This window comes from Arthrobacter sp. MMS24-T111 (assembly GCF_054888995.1).
Genome location: NZ_JBTZRO010000001.1, coordinates 3257408 through 3277531, shown reverse-complemented (window position 1 = coordinate 3277531; position 20124 = coordinate 3257408). Strand labels below are relative to the sequence as shown.

Sequence of the window (20124 nt, the reverse complement as noted above, 5' to 3'; positions counted from 1 at the left end):
GCCATCGCGGCCGCCCCTGGCACAACAACGAAACGGGGCGGACTTCATGGCAGACACGACGGCGGGATCCGAGGACGGGCAGGACGGGCTGGAGACAGTCAAGCCGCTCGAAGCGGAGCTGCTGGTGGTCACCGGAATGTCCGGCGCCGGGCGGAGCACCGCCGCCGACGCGTTGGAGGACCACGGCTGGTATGTCGTGGAGAACCTGCCGCCGCAGATGCTTGGCACCCTGGCAGAACTCGTCTCGCACGCTCCCCAGTCCATTCCCCGGCTCGCGGTGGTCATCGACGTCCGCAGCAAGGGCCTTTTCGCCGACATCCGTGCCGCGCTGGGCGCACTCGCCGCCAGCGGGGTCACCTTCCGGGTGCTGTTCCTCGACGCCAGCGACAACGTCCTGGTCCGGCGCTTCGAACAGGGCCGCCGGCCCCACCCGCTCCAAGGCGGCGGACGGATCCTGGACGGCATCGCCGCGGAACGCGAGCTGCTGCAGGAACTGCGCGACAGCTCCGACGTCGTGCTCGACACCTCCAATTACAACGTCCACGGACTCGCCACGGCCATTACGGAGCTGTTCAGCGAAACCGGTCCCGTGGCCCTGCGTCTGAACGTCATGAGCTTCGGCTTCAAGTACGGCCTGCCGGTGGACGCAAACTACGTGGCCGACGTGCGGTTCATCCCCAACCCGCACTGGGTGCCCCAGCTGCGCCCGCTGACCGGCCTGGACAAGGACGTCAGCGACTACGTGCTTGAGGCAGAGGGGGTCAAGAACTTCGTGGACCGCTATGTCCTTGCGCTGGAGCCCGTGTTGGAGGGGTACCGGCGGGAAAACAAGCACTACGCCACCATCGCCGTTGGCTGCACCGGCGGCAAGCACCGCTCCGTCGCGGTCGCCGTCGAGCTTTCCAAGAAGCTCGCCCAGTACCCGCGCGTCACCGTGACCACCGCGCACCGGGATCTGGGCCGCGAATAATGGCCCTTTTCACCGGCGCCCTGCCCCTGGTGCCACCGGCCGGCGGAACGGCTCCCGGCCAGGACAAGGGCCCCAACGTTGTAGCACTGGGCGGCGGACACGGCCTCGCGGCCTCCCTGTCGGCCCTGCGCCTGCTCACCTCCGAGCTCACCGCAATTGTCACCGTGGCGGACGACGGCGGCTCGTCCGGGCGCCTGCGCGAGGAGTACGGCGTGCTCCCGCCCGGCGACCTCCGCATGGCCCTGTCCGCCCTGTGCGACGACACCGACTGGGGCCGCACCTGGCGCGACGTCATGCAGCACCGGTTCCGCGCCGGCAAAGGCCCGGGCGGTTCCCTCGATGAACACGCCATGGGCAACCTGCTGATCGTCACCCTGTGGGAACTGCTGGGCGACGCCGTCGCCGGACTTAAGTGGGCCGGTGCGCTGCTGGGCGCCCGTGGCCAGGTGCTGCCCATGTCCACCGTCCCGCTCACGATCGAAGGCGACGTCCGCGTCACCACCCCCGGCGGCGGAACGGGGCTGGAGACCATCCACGGGCAAGCGCGCTGCGCCGTCGCCGGGTCGCTCGAAGAAGTGCGGCTCCTGCCGAAATCGGCGCCGGCCTGCACGGAGGCCCTGACGGCGATCGAGCTGGCGGACTGGGTGGTCCTGGGCCCGGGGTCCTGGTACACCTCGGTCCTGCCGCACCTGCTGCTGCCCGAGATGCGCCAGGCACTGTGCAGCACGCCGGCCAAGCGCTGCCTGACCATGAACCTTGCCACCGATACCAAAGAAACGTCGGGCATGAGCGCCGCCGACCATCTCCACGTCCTCCGGCGCTACGCTCCGGAGTTCAGCGTGGACGTGGTCCTCGCCGATCCCGCTTCAGTACCCGACCGGCAGGAGTTCGAGAAGGCCGCCGCCATGATTGGAGCGGAGGTGGTCTTGGGTAAAGTAGGGGCGTCGGGACGCCGCCCAGTCCACGAGCCACTGCGGCTGGCCACGGCGTACCAGGACATTTTTGGGAACAGTTAGGAAGGTGCCATGGCACTGACAGCATCAGTCAAAGAAGAACTGTCCCGTCTGGACATCAAGAAGTCATCAGTGCGCAAGGCGGAAGTCTCCGCCATGCTCCGGTTCGCCGGGGGACTGCACATCATTTCCGGCCGGATCGTCATCGAAGCGGAAGTGGACCTGGCGTCCACGGCCCGCCGGCTCCGCGCCGCCATCGCCGAAGTCTACGGACACCAGAGCGAAATCATCGTGGTCTCGGCCGGTGGACTGCGCCGCGCCAGCCGCTACGTGGTCCGCGTGGTCCGCGACGGCGAAGCACTGGCCCGGCAGACCGGCCTGCTGGACGGCCGGGGCCGCCCGGTGCGGGGGCTGCCGTCCGCCGTCGTCAACGGCTCCGCGGCCGATGCCGAAGCCGTATGGCGCGGGGCGTTCCTGGCCCACGGCTCACTGACGGAACCGGGACGGTCGTCCTCGCTGGAGGTCACCTGCCCGGGGCCCGAATCGGCCCTCGCCCTGGTCGGGGCGGCCCGCCGCCTGGACATCCAAGCCAAGGCGCGTGAGGTCAGGGGAGTGGACCGCGTGGTCATCCGCGACGGCGACACCATCGCGGCGCTGCTGACCAGGATGGGCGCCCACGACGCGTTGATGGTCTGGGAAGAACGCCGCATGCGCAAGGAAGTCCGTGCCACGGCCAACCGGCTCGCCAACTTCGACGACGCCAACCTGCGCCGTTCCGCGCAGGCCGCGGTGGCCGCAGGCGCCCGGGTGGACCGGGCCCTGGAGATCCTCGGCGACGACGTTCCGGACCACCTGAAATACGCCGGGGAACTGCGGGTGGCGCACAAACAGGCGAGCCTGGACGAACTGGGCCGGCTGGCCGACCCCGTGATGACCAAGGACGCGATTGCCGGCCGGATCCGCCGGCTCCTGGCCATGGCGGACAAACGCGCCCTTGACCTGGGCATTCCCGGAACCGACGCCAATGTGACGCCGGAAATGCTGGACGAGTAAGCGCCCCATAGAATCAAAAAGATTCCGGGCGCCAGACGCCCGGATGCACAATCCGAGAGTCACCAACCGGACCGCGTGTCCACGATATTGGAGGATTTTGTGACTGAGTACGTATTGCCCGAACTCAAGTACGACTACGCCGCCCTTGAGCCGCACATCTCTGCGCGGATCATGGAGCTGCACCACAGCAAGCACCACGCAGCCTATGTCACCGGCGCCAACAACGCACTGGCCCAGCTTGCCGAAGCACGGGAAAAGGGCGACTTCGCCAACATCAACCGTCTCTCCAAGGACCTCGCGTTCCACACCGGCGGCCACATCAACCACTCGGTCTTCTGGAACAACCTGTCCCCGGACGGCGGCGACAAGCCCGAAGGCGAGCTGGCAGCTGCCATCGACGACGCGTTCGGTTCCTTCGATGCGTTCCGCGCCCAGTTCAGCGCCGCGGCACTGGGCCTGCAGGGCTCGGGCTGGGGCTTCCTGGCCTACGAACCCATCGGTGGAAACCTGGTCATCGAGCAGCTGTACGACCAGCAGGGGAACGTTGCCTTGGGCACCACGCCGCTGCTGATGCTGGACATGTGGGAGCACGCCTTCTACCTGGACTACGTCAACGTCAAGGCCGACTACGTCAAGGCATTCTGGAACATCGTCAACTGGGCCGACGTCGCCCAGCGCTTCGAAGCTGCACGCGCCAACGCCACGGGACTCATCACCCTCCCGTAGTGAGCTGCGTTATACATCGATGTAACAAACTTCACATTCTGGTTAAACCGGCCGGGATGTGGATGGTCCGCCCCGCACTTGCGGGGGCGGACCCAGTTAAACGTAAGATGGGTCACGGAAGGCGGTTAGCCTTCAGCAATGAGGCTGGTCGCCCTCCGTGTTAATCATCTCTGCCCAATGGCGTGCGGGATCTGTTAGTTGGCTTGAACGCCCGCTCAACTAGTAGTGCTTCTCAAAGCACCAAGGAGACTGTAAAAGTGACGACCCGTATTGGTATCAACGGCTTCGGCCGCATTGGCCGCAACTACTTCCGCGCAGCACTTGCACAAGGCGCGGACCTGGAGATCGTTGCCGTCAACGACCTCACCAGCCCCGAAGCCCTGGCCCACCTGTTCAAGTACGACTCCGTCGGCGGACGCCTGAAGGAGACCATCGAGGTCAAGGACGGCAACATCGTCGTCAACGGCAACGTCGTCAAGGTCCTGGCCGAACGCGATCCCGCCAAGCTTCCCTGGGGCGAACTGGGCGTGGACATCGTGATCGAATCCACCGGGTTCTTCACCAAGGCAGCAGACGCCCAGAAGCACATCGATGCAGGCGCCAAGAAGGTCCTGATCTCAGCTCCCGCCTCGGACGAAGACATCACCATTGTGATGGGCGTCAACGACAAGCTCTACGACAACGCCACGCACAACATCATCTCCAACGCCTCCTGCACCACCAACTGCCTCGGCCCGCTGGCCAAGGTGGTCAACGACGAATTCGGCATTGAGCGTGGACTCATGACCACCGTGCACGCCTACACCGCGGACCAGAACCTGCAGGACGGCCCGCACAAGGACCTGCGCCGTGCACGTGCTGCGGCCATCAACATGGTCCCCACCTCCACCGGCGCCGCCAAGGCAATCGGCCTTGTCCTCCCCGAGCTCAAGGGCAAGCTGGACGGTTACGCCATCCGCGTCCCCGTGCCCACCGGCTCCGCCACCGACCTCACCGTCACCGTCTCCCGCGAGACCACCGTGGAGGAAGTCAACGCCGCCCTCAAGCGCGCCTCGGAGTCCGAGGAACTGCAGGGTTTCCTGACCTACACGGACGAGCCCATCGTCTCCTCCGACATCGTTGGCGACCCCGCGTCCTCGATTTTCGACGCCGGCCTGACCAAGGTCATTGGCAACCAGGTCAAGGTTGTTTCCTGGTATGACAACGAATGGGGCTACTCCAACCGCCTCGTCGACCTCACGGAGCTTGTGGCATCCAAGCTGGGCTAGGGTTAGACACATGACATCTCACACCCTCAACGAACTGATCGCTGAAGGTGTCCGCGGGCGGTACATTCTGGTTCGAAGTGACCTGAATGTGCCGCTCGACGGCTCTACAGTCACTGACGACGGCCGCATCAAGGCCTCACTTCCAGTGCTGTCAAAGCTCACGGACGCCGGTGCCCGCGTGCTGGTAACAGCCCACCTCGGACGCCCCAAGGGCGCCCCGGAGGACAAGTATTCCCTTCGACCCGCTGTGGCCCGCCTCGCCGAGCTGGCGGACTTCAAGGTCACCCTGGCAGCGGACACCGTTGGTGAAGCCGCCAAGGAGGCTGCTGCCGCCCTGCAGGACGGCGAAGCGCTGGTCCTGGAGAATGTACGCTTCGATTCCCGCGAGACCAGCAAGGACGACGCCGAACGCGGCGCCTTCGCCGACGAGCTCGTGGCACTCACCGGCGACAATGGCGCCTACGTGGACGATGCCTTCGGCGCCGTCCACCGCAAGCACGCCAGCGTCTACGACGTCGCCACCCGGTTGCCGTCGTACCAGGGCGACCTGGTCCACACGGAGGTGGACGTCCTTCGGAAGCTGACCACCGACACCCAGCGTCCCTACGTTGTGGTGCTCGGCGGTTCCAAGGTCTCCGACAAGCTTGCGGTCATCGACAACCTGCTCGGCAAGGCCGACACCATCCTGGTGGGCGGCGGCATGCTGTTCACCTTCCTGGCAGCGGCCGGCCACAAGGTTGGCTCCAGCCTCCTTGAGGCAGACCAGATCCCCGTGGTCCAGGACTACCTCAAGCGGGCCGCTGATGCGGGCACCGAGTTCGTCGTTCCAACGGACGTCGTGGTGGCAGAGAAGTTTGCTGCCGACGCGGCGCACGAAACGGTGCCGGCTGAGGCCATCGAAAGCAGCAGCTTCGGTGCCAACGGCATCGGCCTGGATATCGGACCCGACACCGCAGCCGCGTTCGCGGAGCGCATCAAGGGAGCCCGCACAGTCTTCTGGAACGGCCCCATGGGCGTGTTCGAATTCGAGGCGTTCTCCGCTGGCACCCGCGCCATCGCGCAGGCGCTGACGGAAACCGACGCATTCACCGTTGTGGGCGGCGGCGACTCCGCGGCTGCAGTGCGTACGCTGGGATTCGCAGACGACCAGTTCGGCCATATTTCCACTGGTGGCGGTGCAAGCCTGGAATACCTCGAAGGCAAGGAGCTTCCCGGTCTCAGCGTTTTGGACCGGTAGCAGAACTGCCACAGCAGTATCGGACTGGACAGTCCTTCGGCCGGCAGGTTGCCCGCGGCAGCCTGCCGGCCGCACACATATCAAGACTTTTTTGGAGATCACGTGACTACGTCAACGAACGGCGCCTTCGACCGCAAGCCCTTCATCGCGGGCAACTGGAAAATGAACATGGACCACGTGCAGGGCATCACGCTCCTGCAGAAGCTGGCCTGGACCCTCTCCGATGCCAAGCACGACTACAGCCGTGTTGAGGTCGCCGTCTTCCCGCCGTTCACGGACCTCCGCGGCGTCCAGACGCTGGTCCAGGGCGATGACCTGCAGGTCGCCTACGGCGGCCAGGACCTTTCCCAGTTCGACTCCGGAGCCTACACCGGCGACATTTCCGGCCAGTTCCTCGCCAAGCTTGGCTGCACCTACGTCCTGGTGGGCCACAGCGAACGCCGTACCATCCACAACGAGTCCGACGACGTCCTGAACGCCAAGGTCAAGGCGGCCTTCAAGCATGGGGTCACTCCAGTCTTGTGCGTCGGGGAGGGCCTGGAAATCCGCCAGGCGGGAACCCATGTTGAGCACACGCTCCAGCAGCTCCGCGCCGGAGTTGCAGGCCTCACCGATGACCAGGCCGCCGAACTTGTGGTCGCCTACGAGCCCGTCTGGGCAATTGGCACCGGCGAGGTCGCAGGCCCCGAGGATGCGCAGGAGATGTGCGCCGCCATCCGCGCGGAGCTCGGAAGCCTCTTCGGTGCGGACGTCGCCGCCAAGACCCGTCTGCTGTACGGCGGTTCCGTCAAGGCCAACAACGCCGCCGCCATCCTGCAGGAGCGCGACGTGGACGGTGTCCTGGTGGGCGGCGCCAGCCTCGATCCTGCCGAGTTTGCTAATATTGTCAGGTTCGAGAGCCACCTGGTCACGGACTAGTCCGGAACCAGTACAAACTCCCGCCATCCCATCTTCCGAAAGGCCGTCGTGGACGTTCTTCATGTCATCCTGCAGATCCTCCTGGGCATCACCAGCCTCCTGCTGACGCTGCTGATCCTCCTGCACAAGGGTCGCGGCGGCGGGCTTTCCGACATGTTCGGCGGCGGCATGAGCTCGGGCCTGAGCTCCTCCGGGGTAGCCGAACGAAACCTCAACCGATTCACCATCGTCCTGGGCGTTACGTGGGGCGTGGTGATTATTGCCCTCGGCCTGATCATGCGGTTCAGCGGCGGTGGCGACTCCTAAGGGTCCCGCTGACTAGGGTCCTGAGGCCCTCCCGCTGCCCGGAGCGGGCATCTAAACTGTGGCTGTCGGTTTATCCGGCAGCCACAGTTGCTTTAAGCTGCCGAAACCGGCCGTCCGCTTCGAGGCAGGAGATGTCATGGTCCATCCAGCATCGGGCTTTCGGGGGACCCGCGCCGGGGTGACGGCAGGGTCCGGATCGAGCCTGCAGTCCACCGATTCTTCCGCCCAGCCCCTCCCGCGCATCCGGGTGTCCTACTGGTGTGCGAAGGGACACGAGACCCAGCCAGTCTTCCTCAAGCTCCCCGAGGAGCAGATTCCCGTGACCTGGGACTGCCGCCGCTGTGGTGCTCCGGCCTCCCGTGACGGGCAGGCGGCCGCCCTGGCTGATCCGTTCGACGACGGATACAAGAGCCACCTGGAATACGTTAAAGAGCGGCGCTCCGACCGGGACGCGGAAGACGTCCTGGCCGGAGCGCTGGAAAAGCTACGCGCCCGCGGCGTCCTTTCGGACGAGCTGCTGCGGGACACGTGAGGCGGCGTTCTCGTCGATCAGCCACAGGGTACGGGACGTGCCGCGCGGCCCGGCGGCAGGCACCTGGACAGGGTTGGCGCCGGCAAGGGCAAGTCCAACCGCCCCGGCTTTGTCCTCTCCGGCCACCACCATCCAGACCTCCGACGCCGTATTAATGGCTGGGAGCGTCAGTGAAATGCGCAGCGGCGGCGGCTTGGGCGAGTTGCGGACGCCCACCACTGTGAGGTTCTTTTCCCTGATGCCGGCTTGCTCAGGAAACAGGGATGCGATGTGGGCATCAGGGCCGACGCCCAGGAGCACTACGTCGAGGCGTGGCAGCGTTGACGGCTCCTCCGGGCGGTCATCGGACATGTCGGCTGCATGTTCGGCCGCTGCAGCGTCCCTGAGTTGCCGCGCATAGTCTTCGGCTGCCTCCTCGGCGGTGCCGAACTCGTCCGCGGAACCCGGGGAGTGGACCCGTTCCGGGTCCACCGGAATGTGCGAGAGCAGGGCATCGTACGCCTGCTTGGTGTTCCGGTCCGGGTCCGCAGTACCAACGAAGCGTTCGTCACCCCACCAGAAGTTGACCTTGGACCAGTCGACGGCGGGCGCCGCCGGGGAATCGGCAACTGCCTTCAGCGTACCGATCCCCACGGTCCCCCCGGTGAGCACCACTGTGGCTTCGCCGTACTTGTCCTGCACATCAACGAGCTTGGTGATCAGGCGGGCCGCGATGGCGGCCATGAGGACAGACGAATCAGGATGGATGCTTACTCTGGGGTCAACGCTCACTGGGTCGGACGCTCCTTAGATTGGTACGTGGCAGTCCAATAGTAATCACTTCGCCAAACACTTCGTCCGGGTCCAGACGGCGCAGCTCCTCGGCGAGGCAGTCGCGGAGGCTGCGTCGGGGGAGGGTGATCCGTTGGGCCGGCTGGCCGGGCTGGGTGAGTTCGGCGACCGAGAGTCCAGGGCGGAAGAGCTGCACGTCGCCGCCGGGCCGGCTGAGGCGGACGCGGCGGATCCCGGTGCCGGCCGGGTCCGCGACGATGGTCACGGGCGCGTCCAGGGTGAGCGTGAGCCATGCCGCGAGCAGGATGGTGGACGGTGAGTCCGAAGCGCCTTCGACCGCGACCGCGGTGACGGGGGAGGAATCGACTTCGTCCAGTGCCGCGGCCAGCTGGATCCGCCAGTTGGTCAGCCGGGTCCAGGCGAGATCGGTGTCACCGGCTTTGTAGGTGTGGTGGATCCGTTCCAGTGCTGCCTGCGGGTCCGGTTCGTTGGCAGAGTCCGTGATCCTGCGGTGCGCGATCGCGCCGATGGAGGTCTCGCACGCGTTTTCCGGTGCCCCATGCGGCCACCAGGCCACGATCGGGGCATCCGGGAGCAGCAGGGCGGCCACCAGGGATTCGGACTCGTGCGCGAGCTGGCCGTAGCCCCGGAGCACGATGACCTCGGACGCGCCGGCATCCCCGCCCACGCGGATCTGCGCGTCGAGCCGGTCCTCGGCGTCCTTTCCGGCGTCGGCCAGGACGATGATCCGGCAGGGGTGTTCCCGGCTGGCGTCATTCGCGGCCTCGATGGCCTCTTCCTCAAGCCCGGACTTGGTTACCACCACGAGGGTCAGGACCCGGCCCAGGGCGATCACCCCGCCCTGCTCGCGCAGGGACATGAGTTTCTTGGATACCTTCGAGGTGGTGGTATCGGGCAGGTTTACGATCATGGCCTTCTCCAGGTTCGTCCGTCGCGGGCCAGCAGCTCATCGGCGCTGGCCGGGCCCCAGGAGCCGGGGGCGTAGGGTTCGGGCTGTTCGGCCAGGGTGGCCCAGTACTCCTCGAACGGGTCAAGGATCTTCCAGGACAGTTCCACTTCCTGATGCCGCGGGAACAGCGGCGGCTCACCGAGCAGGACGTCCAGGATCAGCCGCTCGTACGCTTCGGGGCTCGATTCGGTGAACGAGTGCCCGTAGCCGAAGTCCATGGTCACATCGCGGACTTCCATCTGGGTGCCGGGGACCTTGGAGCCGAACCGAATGGTCACGCCCTCGTCCGGCTGGACCCGGATCACCACGGCGTTCTGGCCGAAGTCGTCCTCGCCATGGTCGCGGAAGAGCAGGTTCGGCGCGCGTTTGAAGACCACGGCGATTTCGGTGACGCGGCGGCCCAGGCGCTTGCCCGCACGCAGGTAGAACGGAACCCCGGACCAGCGGCGGGTGTGGATGTCCACCCGGATCGCCGCGTAGGTCTCCGTGGTGGAGTCCGCGGGGATGCCTTCCTCCTCCAGGTAGCCCTGGACCTGCTCGCCGCCCTGCCAGCCACCAGTGAACTGGCCGCGCGCGGAGTGCGTGGAGAGATCTTCCGGGAGTTTGACCGCGGCGAGGACCTTTTCCTTTTCCGCCCGCAGGTCATCGGCGTTGAAGGAGATCGGTTCTTCCATTGCCGTCAGTGCAAGCAACTGGAGCAGGTGGTTCTGGATGACGTCGCGGGCCGCACCCACGCCGTCGTAATACCCGGCGCGGCCACCGGTGCCGATGTCCTCGGCCATGGTGATCTGGACATGGTCCACGTAATTGGCGTTCCACAGCGGTTCGAACAGCTGGTTCGCGAAACGCAGTGCCAGGATGTTCTGGACCGTCTCCTTGCCCAAGTAGTGATCGATCCGGAATACGGCGTCCGGCGGGAAGACGGACTCGACAATGTCGTTAAGCTGCCGCGCCGATTCCAGGTCATGGCCGAACGGCTTCTCGATCACCACCCGCCGCCACTTGTCCCCGTCAGCCTGCGCCAGGCCGTGCTTGGAGAGCTGCCGGCACACCTGTTCAAACGCCTTGGGCGGGATCGACAGGTAGAACGCGTGGTTCCCGCGGGTGCCGCGGACGTCGTCGAGCTCCTTGATCGTCTCGCCGAGGCGCTCGAAGGCGGCGTCGTCGTCGAACTCGCCCTGGACAAACCGGATGCCCTCGGACAGCTGGTTCCAGACCGCCTCATCGAACGGTGTGCGCGCGTGCTCCTGCACGGAGGCCTTCACCTCGGCGGCGAAATCCTCCTTGTCCCACTCACGGCGGGCGAATCCCACCAGCGCAAAGCTGGGCGGCAACAGCCCGCGGTTGGCGAGGTCATACACCGCGGGCATGAGCTTCTTCCGGGCAAGGTCGCCCGTCACCCCGAAGAGGACAAGCGACGACGGACCGGCGATCCGGTTCAAACGGCGGTCACGCGGGTCGCGCAACGGATTACGCCCGCGGCCCGCGCCCTTCCTGCCGTATTCAGTTTCTGGCATGGTTGCTTCTGCGCCTTAGCTCTCGGTTGCGGATGCGCGGGTGGACAGCGCAGCGACAAGGTCCTGCAGCTGCGTCACACCGGCGGCACGGTCGGTGAGGTGGAGGCGCAGCACGGGCCGGCCGTGCTGGCCCAGGACCTGGGCGTCGCCTGCAGCCTGGGCGGCAATGAGCTCGCCGAAGCTGAACGGCCGGTCCGGGATCGCGAGGTCCTCGGCCGCAGCAGCGGTGACCTGCAGGAACACGCCGATCGCGGGGCCGCCCTTGTGGAACTGCCCGGTGGAGTGCAGGAAGCGCGGGCCCCAGCCGAAGGTCACCGGCCGGCCGGAAGCCGCAGCGAGCTCGTCACGGATTCCTTCGAGGCCGGCAAAGGCCAGGCGGTCGAAGTACGCCTGGACGCTCAGGTAGCTGTCGGCAGCGAGCGTCCCAAGGAGTGCTTTGACGGCTTCGGCGGCGGTGGTGGCGGCGCCGAGCCAGTCGCCGCCCCGGACCTCGATGGCACCGTCCACGAAAGCGGCAGGGGTCGGCTCCGGCTGGGCATCCAGCAGCCCCCGGGCAGCCACCTTGGCGGCTTCCACGTCAGGCTGGTCGAAGGGGTTGATGCCCAGCAGCCGGCCCGCAACGGCGGTGGCGAACTCCCACACCATCATCTGGGTGGCGAGGCCTCCGGCGATGGCCACCTGGTTGTCTCCGAGTTCGACGTCGGCATCCGCGGCTACCAGCCGCACCACCAGGACGTCGGGCGCGCCGGAGGTTACCTCGGGCGCGTTGGGTCCCGCGACGACCGGCAGGATGCCCGTCCCCAGCTTGCCCGTCGATTCAGCGATGAGCTGCTCGGCCCAGTCGGCGAAGCCAACGATGCCGGAGCCGTCCTCGGCGATCACGATCTTGTTCCGCAGCGGGCTGGTCCCGCCGAGGGCGGCGCCCAGGGCAAGGCCGATGTTTTCGGGGGCGTCGTCATTGAGGACCTCGGCGGCTTCCTCGGCCTCATCCAGGAAGGCCTGGATATCCACTCCGGCCAGGCCTGAGGGCACCAGGCCGAACGCCGTCAGCGCCGAGTAGCGTCCGCCGACGTTGGGATCGGCGTTGAACACCGCGCGGTACCCGGTTTCGCGGGACGACTTGTCCAGCGGCGAACCGGGATCGGTCACGATGATGATCCGGCTCTTGGCGTCCAGGCCGGCCTCGGTGAAGGCCTGCTCGAAGATGCGGCGCTGCGAGTCGGTTTCCAGGGTGGAACCGGACTTGGACGAGACCACGATTGCGGTCTCGGCCAGCCGGTCCTCGAGGGCAGTACGGACCTGGTCGGGGTCCGTACTGTCCAGCACCGTCAGCTCGACGCCGGCCGTGCCTGCGATGACCTCGGGGGCCAGCGAGGATCCGCCCATGCCGCAAAGCACGATCCGGGTGACGCCCTCGGCGCGCAGGGCGTCGCGGAGTTCCAGGATGTCCTTGACCAAGGGTTGTGAAACGGTGGCCGCCTCCACCCAGCCGAGGCGGATGGCCGACTCGGACTCGGCATCAGGACCCCACAGGGTGTGGTCCTTCGCGAAGATCCGGGTGGCGATCCGGTCATTCACCAAGGCGGGAAGGTGCTGGTCCAGGGCTTGCTGTGCAGCGCCGGTGGCGTCGAAGCTGAGTGTGCTCATTGTGTGTTAGGAGGCCTTCCGTGCAGAGGCGAGGGCACCTTCGACGTCGGCCAGCAGTTCCTTCCAGCTGGCCACGAACTTGTCCAGGCCTTCGGTTTCGAGCAGGGCGACGACATCGTTGTAGGAGATGCCGAGCTTTTCCAGGGCGTCGAGGGTGGCGTTCGCCTCGGCGTACGTGCCGGTGACGGTGTCACCGGTGACCACGCCGTGGTCGAAGGTAGCGTCCAGGGTCTTCTCCGGCATGGTGTTGACGACGCCGGGAGCGACGAGTTCGGTGACGTAGAGGGTGTCGGGGTAGGCCGGGTCCTTCACGCCGGTGGAGGCCCACAGGGGGCGCTGGGGGAGTGCCCCGGCCCCGGCGAGCAGTGCCCACCGCTCAGTGGAGAAGAGTTCCTCGTAGACCTGGTAGGCCAGGCGGGCGTTGGCAACGCCGGCCTTCCCCTTCAAAGCCTTGGCTTCGTCGGTGCCGATGTTGTCCAGGCGCTTGTCGATCTCGGTGTCCACCCGGGAGACGAAAAACGAGGCCACGGAGTGGATCTTGGCGAGGTCGTGGCCGTTCTCCTTGGCCTGCTCAAGGCCGGACTGGAAGGCGTTGATGACCGCGCGGTAGCGCTCCAGCGAGAAGATCAGCGTTACGTTGACGCTGATGCCCTCGGCCAGGGTGGCGGTGATGGCCTCGAGGCCCTCCAGGGTTGCCGGGATCTTGATGTGGACGTTGTCCTTGTTGACCCGCTGGTAGAGGTGCTTGGCCTCGGCGATGGTGCCTGCGGTGTCCCAGGCCAGGCGGGGGTCGACCTCGATGGACACGCGGCCGTCGACGCCCTTGGTGGCTGCCGCCACCGGGGCGAAGAGGTCGCAGGCGTCGGCGACGTCGGTGGTGGTGATCTCGAAGATCGTTTCCTCGACGCTGGCGCCGGCCGCGGCCTGGGCTGCGATGGTGGCGTCGTAGTCAGTGCCGGAGGTGATGGCTGCGTGGAAGATGGACGGGTTGGTGGTCACGCCAACCACGTTCTTTTCCTCGATGAGCTTGCGCAGGGTGCCGGTTTCCAGGCGCTTGCGGGAGAGGTCGTCGAGCCAGATGGAGACTCCGGCGTCGGAGAGCTGCTGGGTGGGAGTAGTCATTTCTGTATCTCCTAAAAGATGAGGTTTAGCCCTGGAGGCTGGAGAGGGAGTCCTTGGCGGCGGCGGCGACTGCTTCTGCCGTGATGCCGAACTCCTGGAAAAGGCGCTTGTAGTCGGCGGAAGCGCCGTAGTGCTCGAGGCTGATGGAACGGCCGGCGTCGCCGACGAATTCCCGCCAGCCCAGGGCCAGGCCGGCTTCCACCGAGACGCGAGCCTTGACGGCGGCCGGCAGGACGGATTCGCGGTAGGCGGCATCCTGCTTCTTGAACCACTCGACGCACGGCATGGAGACAACGCGGGCGGCGATGCCGTCGGCCTGCAGCGCTTCGCGGGCCTGGACGGCCAGCTGGACCTCGGAACCGGTGGCAATGAGGATCACGTCGGCAGGTACCGTGGCACCGTCTTTCGAAGCCTCGGCCAGGACGTAGCCGCCCTTCGCAACACCGGCGGTGGAACCGAAGGTGTCGCCCTCGGCGTCGCCCGTACCGCGTTCCCACGTCGGGATGTTCTGGCGGGTCAGGACAATGCCAGCCGGGTTGGCGTGGTTTTCCAGCATGGTCTTCCAGGCGGCGGCAACCTCGTTGGCGTCGCCGGGGCGGACCACGTCCAGTCCCACGATGGCGCGCAGTGAGGCCAGCTGTTCCACCGGCTGGTGGGTGGGGCCGTCCTCGCCCAAGCCGATGGAGTCGTGCGTCCAGACATACAGGGACGGCACACCCATCAGGGCGCCGAGGCGGATGGCGGGCCGCTGGTAGTCGCTGAAGATCAGGAAGGTGCCCGAGAATGCCCGGGTGTTTCCTGCCAGGCTGATGCCGTTGACGATCGACGCGGCAGCGTGCTCGCGGATGCCGAAGTGCAGCACCCGGCCGTACGGGTTGCCGGACCAGGCGTCGGTCTGCTTGGAGGCCGGCACGAAGGACGGCGAGCCCTCGATGGTGGTGTTGTTGGACTCTGCCAGGTCGGCGGAGCCGCCCCAGAGTTCGGGCAGGACCGGACCCAGCGCATTGAGGACCTTGCCGGAAGCCGCGCGGGTGGAAACGTCTTTGCCTGCGGGGAACACCGGCAGGGCGTCGTCGATGCCTTCGGGAAGTTCGCGGGCTTCGATGCGCTGCAGCAGAGCTGCCCCTTCCGGGTTGGCTGCCTGCCAGGCGTTAAACGACTCTTCCCATTCCTTGTGTTCGGCAGCGCCGCGTTCAACCACGGAGCGGGCGTGTTCGAGCACTTCCTGGTCCACATCGAAGGACTTGGCGGGGTCGAAGCCCAGAACTTCCTTGAGTGCGGCGACTTCCTCGGCGCCCAGGGCCGAGCCGTGGATCTTGCCGGTGTTCTGCTTCTTGGGTGCCGGGTAGCCGATGATGGTGCGCAGCGAGATGATGGACGGCTTGGAGGTTTCGGCCTTCGCGGCGAGCAGGGCCGAGTAGAGCTCCTGGACGTCTTCCTTGTATTCGCCCGTGCGGGTCCAGTCCACGCGCTGGGTGTGCCAGCCGTAGGCCTCATAGCGCTTCAGGACATCCTCGGTGAAGGCGATGTCCGTGTCGTCCTCAATGGAAATGTGGTTCTCGTCGTAGATCACTACCAGGTTGCCGAGCTCCTGGTGGCCGGCCAGCGAGGACGCCTCGGAGGTGACGCCTTCCTGGAGGTCGCCGTCGGAGGCGATAACCCAGATGGTGTGGTCGAACGGCGATTCACCCGCGGGAGCATCGGCGTCAAACAGGCCGCGCTGGCGGCGCTGGGAGTAGGCAAAGCCCACGGAGGACGCCAGGCCCTGGCCCAGCGGGCCGGTAGTGATTTCCACGCCGGCCGTGTGCTTGTACTCAGGGTGCCCCGGGGTGAGTGAACCCCAGGTGCGCAGCGCCTCCAGGTCCTTCAGTTCCAGGCCATAGCCGGAAAGGAACAGCTGGATGTAGAGCGTGAGGGAGGTGTGGCCGGGGGAAAGGATAAAGCGGTCGCGGCCCAGCCAGTGCGGATCACGCGGATCGTGGCGCATCAGCTTCTGGAAAAGAAGGTACGCGGCCGGGGCCAGGCTCATTGCCGTACCCGGGTGGCCGTTGCCCACCTTCTCTACGGCATCCGCTGCCAGCACGCGGATAGTATCCACGGCGCGCTGGTCCAGGCTGGTCCATGACAGTTCTTGCTCTTCCAAATGTGGCACGAAAACCGGGCCCCTCTCTGTGCTGGTGGCAGTGGTACACCGGATCCGGCTAAGGGCGCGCTCTGTGGCGCCGCTTTGGTGTGTACCAGCCGTTCACCATCGAAACGTTGATCTTTGCTTTCAGTCACGAACAGCGAATGGGAACGCGTTTTCCACCGCTTTCTTGCTGCGTGCTGATCTGGTGACAGCTTAGCTCTTATCCATAGTCCGGGCGGCCCGAATCTCACGTTTTGGACGCAATTTCCCCTTTTGTGAAAGGCTCCGGCGGAAGGCTGAGTTAATCTGCTCGAATGGGCCTGCGAGCGATCAACTGCGTATACGGCGGGCCCCGGGTGGGGGTGCCGGCACGGTATGATATTTGGAGGCCGACACCGGTGGGCACCAACGCCGCCGGAGTTTCCCGGCAGCTGCAGGCAGATGGCAATTTCCTTTCGTCGTGCCATGCCCGGGGCGGGGCCGCACGACCGGAGCTGCACAGCCAGCCTCAACTGCCACACAGAACGGGTGACTGCCACCGTGAGCACAACAGATACGCCGCTAAACGCATCCCGGGCCTCAGGCTCCGGGTTTGCCCGCAAGGCAAAGGCGTATCTCGCCCTCACCAAGCCCCGCGTGATCGAACTGCTCCTGGTGAGCACCCTGCCCACCATGATCTATGCCGAGCGGGGCTTCCCGTCCATCGGCCTGATCCTTGCCACCCTGGTGGGGGGCGCCTTCGCCGCCGGAAGTGCCGGGGCATTCAACTGCTACATCGACCGGGATATCGACAAGCTGATGCACCGCACCGAAAACCGGCCGCTGGTGACGGGCGAAGTCACGCCCCGCGAAGCGCTGGTCTTCTCATGGCTGCTGGGTGCGGCGGCGATCGTGATCCTCTGGTTTGGTGCCAACCCGCTGTCGGCCTGGCTCGGCCTGGGCGCCATCTTCTTCTACGTGGTGGTCTACACCATGATCCTGAAGCGCCGTACCGCACAGAACATTGTGTGGGGCGGCGCCGCAGGGTGCTTTCCGGTCCTGATTGCCTGGGCTGCGGTGACCAATTCGGTGGAGTGGCCGGCGGTCATTCTCTTCATGGTGATTTTCCTGTGGACACCGCCGCACTACTGGCCGCTGTCAATGCGCTACGGCGAGGACTACCGCAACGCCAATGTCCCGATGCTTGGCGCCATCGCCGGCGCCAAGGTGGTTTCCGTCCAGGTTGTCCTCTATGCCTGGGCCATGGTTGCCTGCTCGCTGCTGTTGATTCCCGCGGGCGGCGCCGGTTGGGTCTACACGGCCACGGCGGTCCTGGCGGGCGCCTGGTTCCTTTATGAGTCCCATGCCCTGTATGCCCGCGCGCAGCGGGAGGACATCTCCGACAAGCGGGCCATGAAGGTGTTCCATGGCTCCATCAGCTACCTGACCCTGCTCTTCATCGCCCTTGCCGTCGATCCCTTCATCGGCCGGGCGGTGGCAGGCGGCTAGCTGAACCGCCGTACCAAGCTTCCGGCGGCCCCCACCTCAAGGTGGGGGCCGCCGTCTTTGTTGTTGAGCTTTGTTGGGGCCGCAGGCGTGAAAGCAAATCGGCGCTTCGTTGCCTTGGCGAACGATATGACATCTTTGTCATATCTGTCACGTTAACTGTCATTGAACATGACCAGCTGCTTACGGTGGACTGGACCCTTCCCGCAAGCAAAGGAATCAGCCCATGGAAGCCCGCCCCACAGCCGTCCCCGCGCCCAGCCACAGCCCACCGGGCGGAAACAGTAACCCGCTTCGGAAAAAACCCGGAATCCCCGGGTTTGCCTCCCATCTCGGCGCCGACGTCCCCGCGTCCCTGGTGGTGTTCCTCGTCGCGCTCCCGCTCTCGCTTGGCATCGCGGCGGCGTCCGGCGCCCCGATCATGGCGGGATTGATCGCAGCCGCCATCGGCGGCATCGTGGCCGGCAGCCTTGGCGGCTCACCGCTCCAGGTGAGTGGCCCCGCCGCCGGGCTGACCGTGGTCGTGGCCGGCCTGGTCCAGGAATTCGGCTGGCAGGTGACGTGCGCCATCACGGTAGCCGCCGGCGTCGTGCAGCTGCTGCTGGGCATCAGCCGCGTCGGCCGGGCAGCCCTGGCCGTTTCCCCCGTGGTGGTCAAAGCCATGCTCGCCGGCATCGGCGTCACCATCATCCTGCAGCAGCTGCACGTCCTTCTGGGATCGCAGCCTGCGGGCTCCGCGCTTGAAAACCTCGCAGGACTGCCTGCCGCCATCACCAACCTGGAACTGCATGCCGCCCTGCTGGGCCTGGCGGTCATCGTGATCCTGCTGTGCTGGCGGTTCCTTCCCGCCATTGTCCGCCGGGTGCCAGGCCCGCTGGCGGCAGTTGCCGCCGGCACCGCGCTGGCGGTCGCCTTTGCCCCGGGGGTGGAACGGATCTCCCTCGACGGGTCGATAATCGACGCGATCGCGCTGCCGCAGCTTCCCGACGGAAACTGGCGGGCCTTCGCCTTCGCAGTCCTGACCATGGCCCTGATCGCGAGCATCGAATCCCTCCTTTCCGCGGTTGCAGTGGACAAAATGCACACCGGCCCGCGCACCAACCTCAACAAGGAACTCGTCGGCCAAGGCGCCGCAAACATCGTCTCCGGATCACTGGGCGGCCTGCCCGTCACGGGTGTGATCGTCCGCAGCGCCACCAACGTGGAGGCCGGCGCGGCCACACGGACGTCCGCCGTGCTGCATGGCGTCTGGGTCCTTGCCTTCTCGGCGCTCTTCGCCGGACTGATCCAGCTGATCCCGCTGGCGGTCCTCGCCGGCCTGTTGGTGGTCATCGGCGCCCGCCTGATCAAGGTGGCCGATATCCGCACCAGCCTGCGGACCGGTGACCTCTTGATCTACGCCGTGACCCTTGGCTGCGTCGTCTTCCTGAACCTGCTGGAGGGCGTCATGATCGGGCTCGCCCTGGCCGCCGCGTGCGTGCTGTGGCGGGTCCTTCGCGCCCCGATCCAGGCCCACACGCCCGCCGCTCCGTCGTCGCCTTGGCGGGTGACCGTTGCCGGATCCTGCAGCTTCTTCGCCCTGCCGCGGCTGACCGGGACGCTGCAGTCAATCCCCGCCGCCGCGGACGTCGTCGTCGAGCTGAATGCGGACTATGTGGACCATTCGTTCCGCGAAGCCCTGCTGGCCTGGCAGGTCCAGCACCAGGCCACAGGCGGCACCGTGAATCTCGAAGAGCACGGCAACACCCTGTTCCGGGAAGCGGCAAACTGTTCACCCCGGCGCGGGGAAGCCAGCGAATTGCCGCTGCCGCCGCGGAGGGAATCCCTGCTGCAGGGCATCAACAAGTATCACCGCCGGTTCGCGGACCAGGTGCGTCCGCTGGTACACGACCTGGCCGAGGCGCAGAATCCGGACAGCCTGTTCGTGGCCTGCGTCGACTCCCGCGTCAACCCCAACCTGATTACCAGCAGTGGTCCTGGCGATCTGCTCACCCTGCGGAACATCGGCAACGTGGCGTGCAACCACGGCCAGGACGCCTCGATCGATTCCGCCCTGTCCTTCGCCGTCAATGGCCTGGGCGTGAAGTCGCTGGTGATCTGCGGGCATTCAAACTGTGGCGCCATGAAGGCGTTGATCGCCGAGGCGGACGGCGCGGACCACGCTTCCCTGGGCCCGGCGTTCGGGCGTTGGCTGGGGCACGCCCGGCAAAGCCATGCCGAACTGCTGGCTGGCCACCCGGTGGGGAGGCAGGCCGCGGCCGCCGGGTACAGCACGGTGGACCAGTTGGCGATGGTCAATGTGGCCGTGCAGCTGGGCAAGCTCCACAACCATCCGCACGCGGGGCCGGCCCTGGCCGGCGGGCAGGTCCAGGCAACGGGCCTGTTCTACGACATTGCCACGGCGCGGGTCCTCGAAGTGACGCCGGACGGCATAGCGGACCTCGACCCGGCGCTGGGGTCCAGGCTGCAGGACGGCGCATTGGCGTCCGGCTAGTCCGGGCACCTGGGCCAAGGCCAGCGA

At 66.4% G+C, this 20124-nt stretch carries 17 protein-coding genes; 11 read left to right on the top strand and 6 right to left on the bottom strand.

Features of this window, described 5'->3' with window-relative positions:
• The first annotated feature begins 46 nt into the window (after nt 1-46).
• From rapZ to ACX5I6_RS15385, 9 genes are all read left to right on the top strand, one after another.
• The gene (gene rapZ, locus ACX5I6_RS15425) at nt 47-970 is read left to right on the top strand and encodes an RNase adapter RapZ (protein ID WP_285246023.1); all 924 of its coding nucleotides are present in this window, start codon (nt 47-49) and stop codon (nt 968-970) included.
• Nucleotides 970-1986 (top strand): gluconeogenesis factor YvcK family protein, encoded by a 1017-nt coding sequence (locus ACX5I6_RS15420; RefSeq protein ID WP_461841036.1) that lies wholly within the window; start codon nt 970-972, stop codon nt 1984-1986. The genes rapZ and ACX5I6_RS15420 overlap by 1 nt, the downstream gene beginning before the upstream one ends.
• 9 nt (nt 1987-1995) lie before the next feature.
• Complete coding sequence (gene whiA / locus ACX5I6_RS15415) at nt 1996-2976, top strand: DNA-binding protein WhiA (RefSeq protein ID WP_015937022.1); 981 nt, start codon at nt 1996-1998, stop codon at nt 2974-2976.
• Between the two features lie 99 nt (nt 2977-3075).
• Complete coding sequence (locus ACX5I6_RS15410) at nt 3076-3702, top strand: superoxide dismutase (protein ID WP_026264449.1); 627 nt, start codon at nt 3076-3078, stop codon at nt 3700-3702.
• Nucleotides 3703-3959: 257 nt separating this feature from the next.
• Nucleotides 3960-4970, top strand: a complete 1011-nt coding sequence (gene gap, locus ACX5I6_RS15405) for a type I glyceraldehyde-3-phosphate dehydrogenase (protein ID WP_018761257.1) — start codon at nt 3960-3962, stop codon at nt 4968-4970.
• A gap of 10 nt (nt 4971-4980) precedes the next feature.
• Entirely contained in the window at nt 4981-6207 is a 1227-nt protein-coding gene (locus ACX5I6_RS15400; RefSeq protein WP_461841035.1) for a phosphoglycerate kinase, read from the top strand.
• A gap of 102 nt (nt 6208-6309) precedes the next feature.
• The gene (tpiA, locus tag ACX5I6_RS15395; protein WP_461841034.1) at nt 6310-7125 is read left to right on the top strand and encodes a triose-phosphate isomerase; all 816 of its coding nucleotides are present in this window, start codon (nt 6310-6312) and stop codon (nt 7123-7125) included.
• Between the two features lie 48 nt (nt 7126-7173).
• On the top strand, nt 7174-7431 hold the full coding sequence (secG, locus tag ACX5I6_RS15390; protein WP_018761260.1) for a preprotein translocase subunit SecG: 258 nt from the start codon (nt 7174-7176) through the stop codon (nt 7429-7431).
• A gap of 136 nt (nt 7432-7567) precedes the next feature.
• Nucleotides 7568-7963, top strand: coding sequence for an RNA polymerase-binding protein RbpA (locus tag ACX5I6_RS15385; protein WP_461841033.1), 396 nt, complete (start codon nt 7568-7570; stop codon nt 7961-7963).
• Here ACX5I6_RS15385 and pgl read toward each other — a convergent pair.
• Genes pgl through tkt form a run of 6 tightly spaced genes read right to left on the bottom strand, consistent with a single transcriptional unit; the run spans nt 7916 to nt 16133 of the window.
• Complete coding sequence (gene pgl / locus ACX5I6_RS15380; protein WP_043423878.1) at nt 7916-8734, bottom strand: 6-phosphogluconolactonase; 819 nt, start codon at nt 8732-8734, stop codon at nt 7916-7918. The genes ACX5I6_RS15385 and pgl overlap by 48 nt on opposite strands.
• On the bottom strand, nt 8724-9665 hold the full coding sequence (locus ACX5I6_RS15375) for a glucose-6-phosphate dehydrogenase assembly protein OpcA (protein ID WP_018761263.1): 942 nt from the start codon (nt 9663-9665) through the stop codon (nt 8724-8726). Before ACX5I6_RS15375 ends, pgl begins: the two co-directional genes overlap by 11 nt.
• Nucleotides 9662-11221, bottom strand: a complete 1560-nt coding sequence (gene zwf, locus ACX5I6_RS15370; RefSeq protein ID WP_285246030.1) for a glucose-6-phosphate dehydrogenase — start codon at nt 11219-11221, stop codon at nt 9662-9664. Before zwf ends, ACX5I6_RS15375 begins: the two co-directional genes overlap by 4 nt.
• 15 nt (nt 11222-11236) lie before the next feature.
• Nucleotides 11237-12868: a glucose-6-phosphate isomerase gene (locus tag ACX5I6_RS15365; protein WP_461841032.1), complete on the bottom strand. Its 1632-nt coding sequence runs from the start codon at nt 12866-12868 to the stop codon at nt 11237-11239.
• A 6-nt stretch (nt 12869-12874) separates the two neighbouring features.
• Complete coding sequence (tal, locus tag ACX5I6_RS15360; RefSeq protein WP_285246032.1) at nt 12875-13990, bottom strand: transaldolase; 1116 nt, start codon at nt 13988-13990, stop codon at nt 12875-12877.
• Between the two features lie 25 nt (nt 13991-14015).
• Nucleotides 14016-16133, bottom strand: a complete 2118-nt coding sequence (gene tkt, locus ACX5I6_RS15355) for a transketolase (protein ID WP_461841728.1) — start codon at nt 16131-16133, stop codon at nt 14016-14018.
• 513 nt (nt 16134-16646) lie between these two features.
• Here tkt and ACX5I6_RS15350 point away from each other — a divergent pair.
• Together ACX5I6_RS15350 and ACX5I6_RS15345 are read left to right on the top strand one after the other, a co-directional pair.
• The gene (locus ACX5I6_RS15350) at nt 16647-17606 is read left to right on the top strand and encodes a heme o synthase (RefSeq protein WP_461841031.1); all 960 of its coding nucleotides are present in this window, start codon (nt 16647-16649) and stop codon (nt 17604-17606) included.
• A gap of 223 nt (nt 17607-17829) precedes the next feature.
• Complete coding sequence (locus tag ACX5I6_RS15345; RefSeq protein WP_461841030.1) at nt 17830-20097, top strand: SulP family inorganic anion transporter; 2268 nt, start codon at nt 17830-17832, stop codon at nt 20095-20097.
• Nucleotides 20098-20124: the final 27 nt, after the last annotated feature.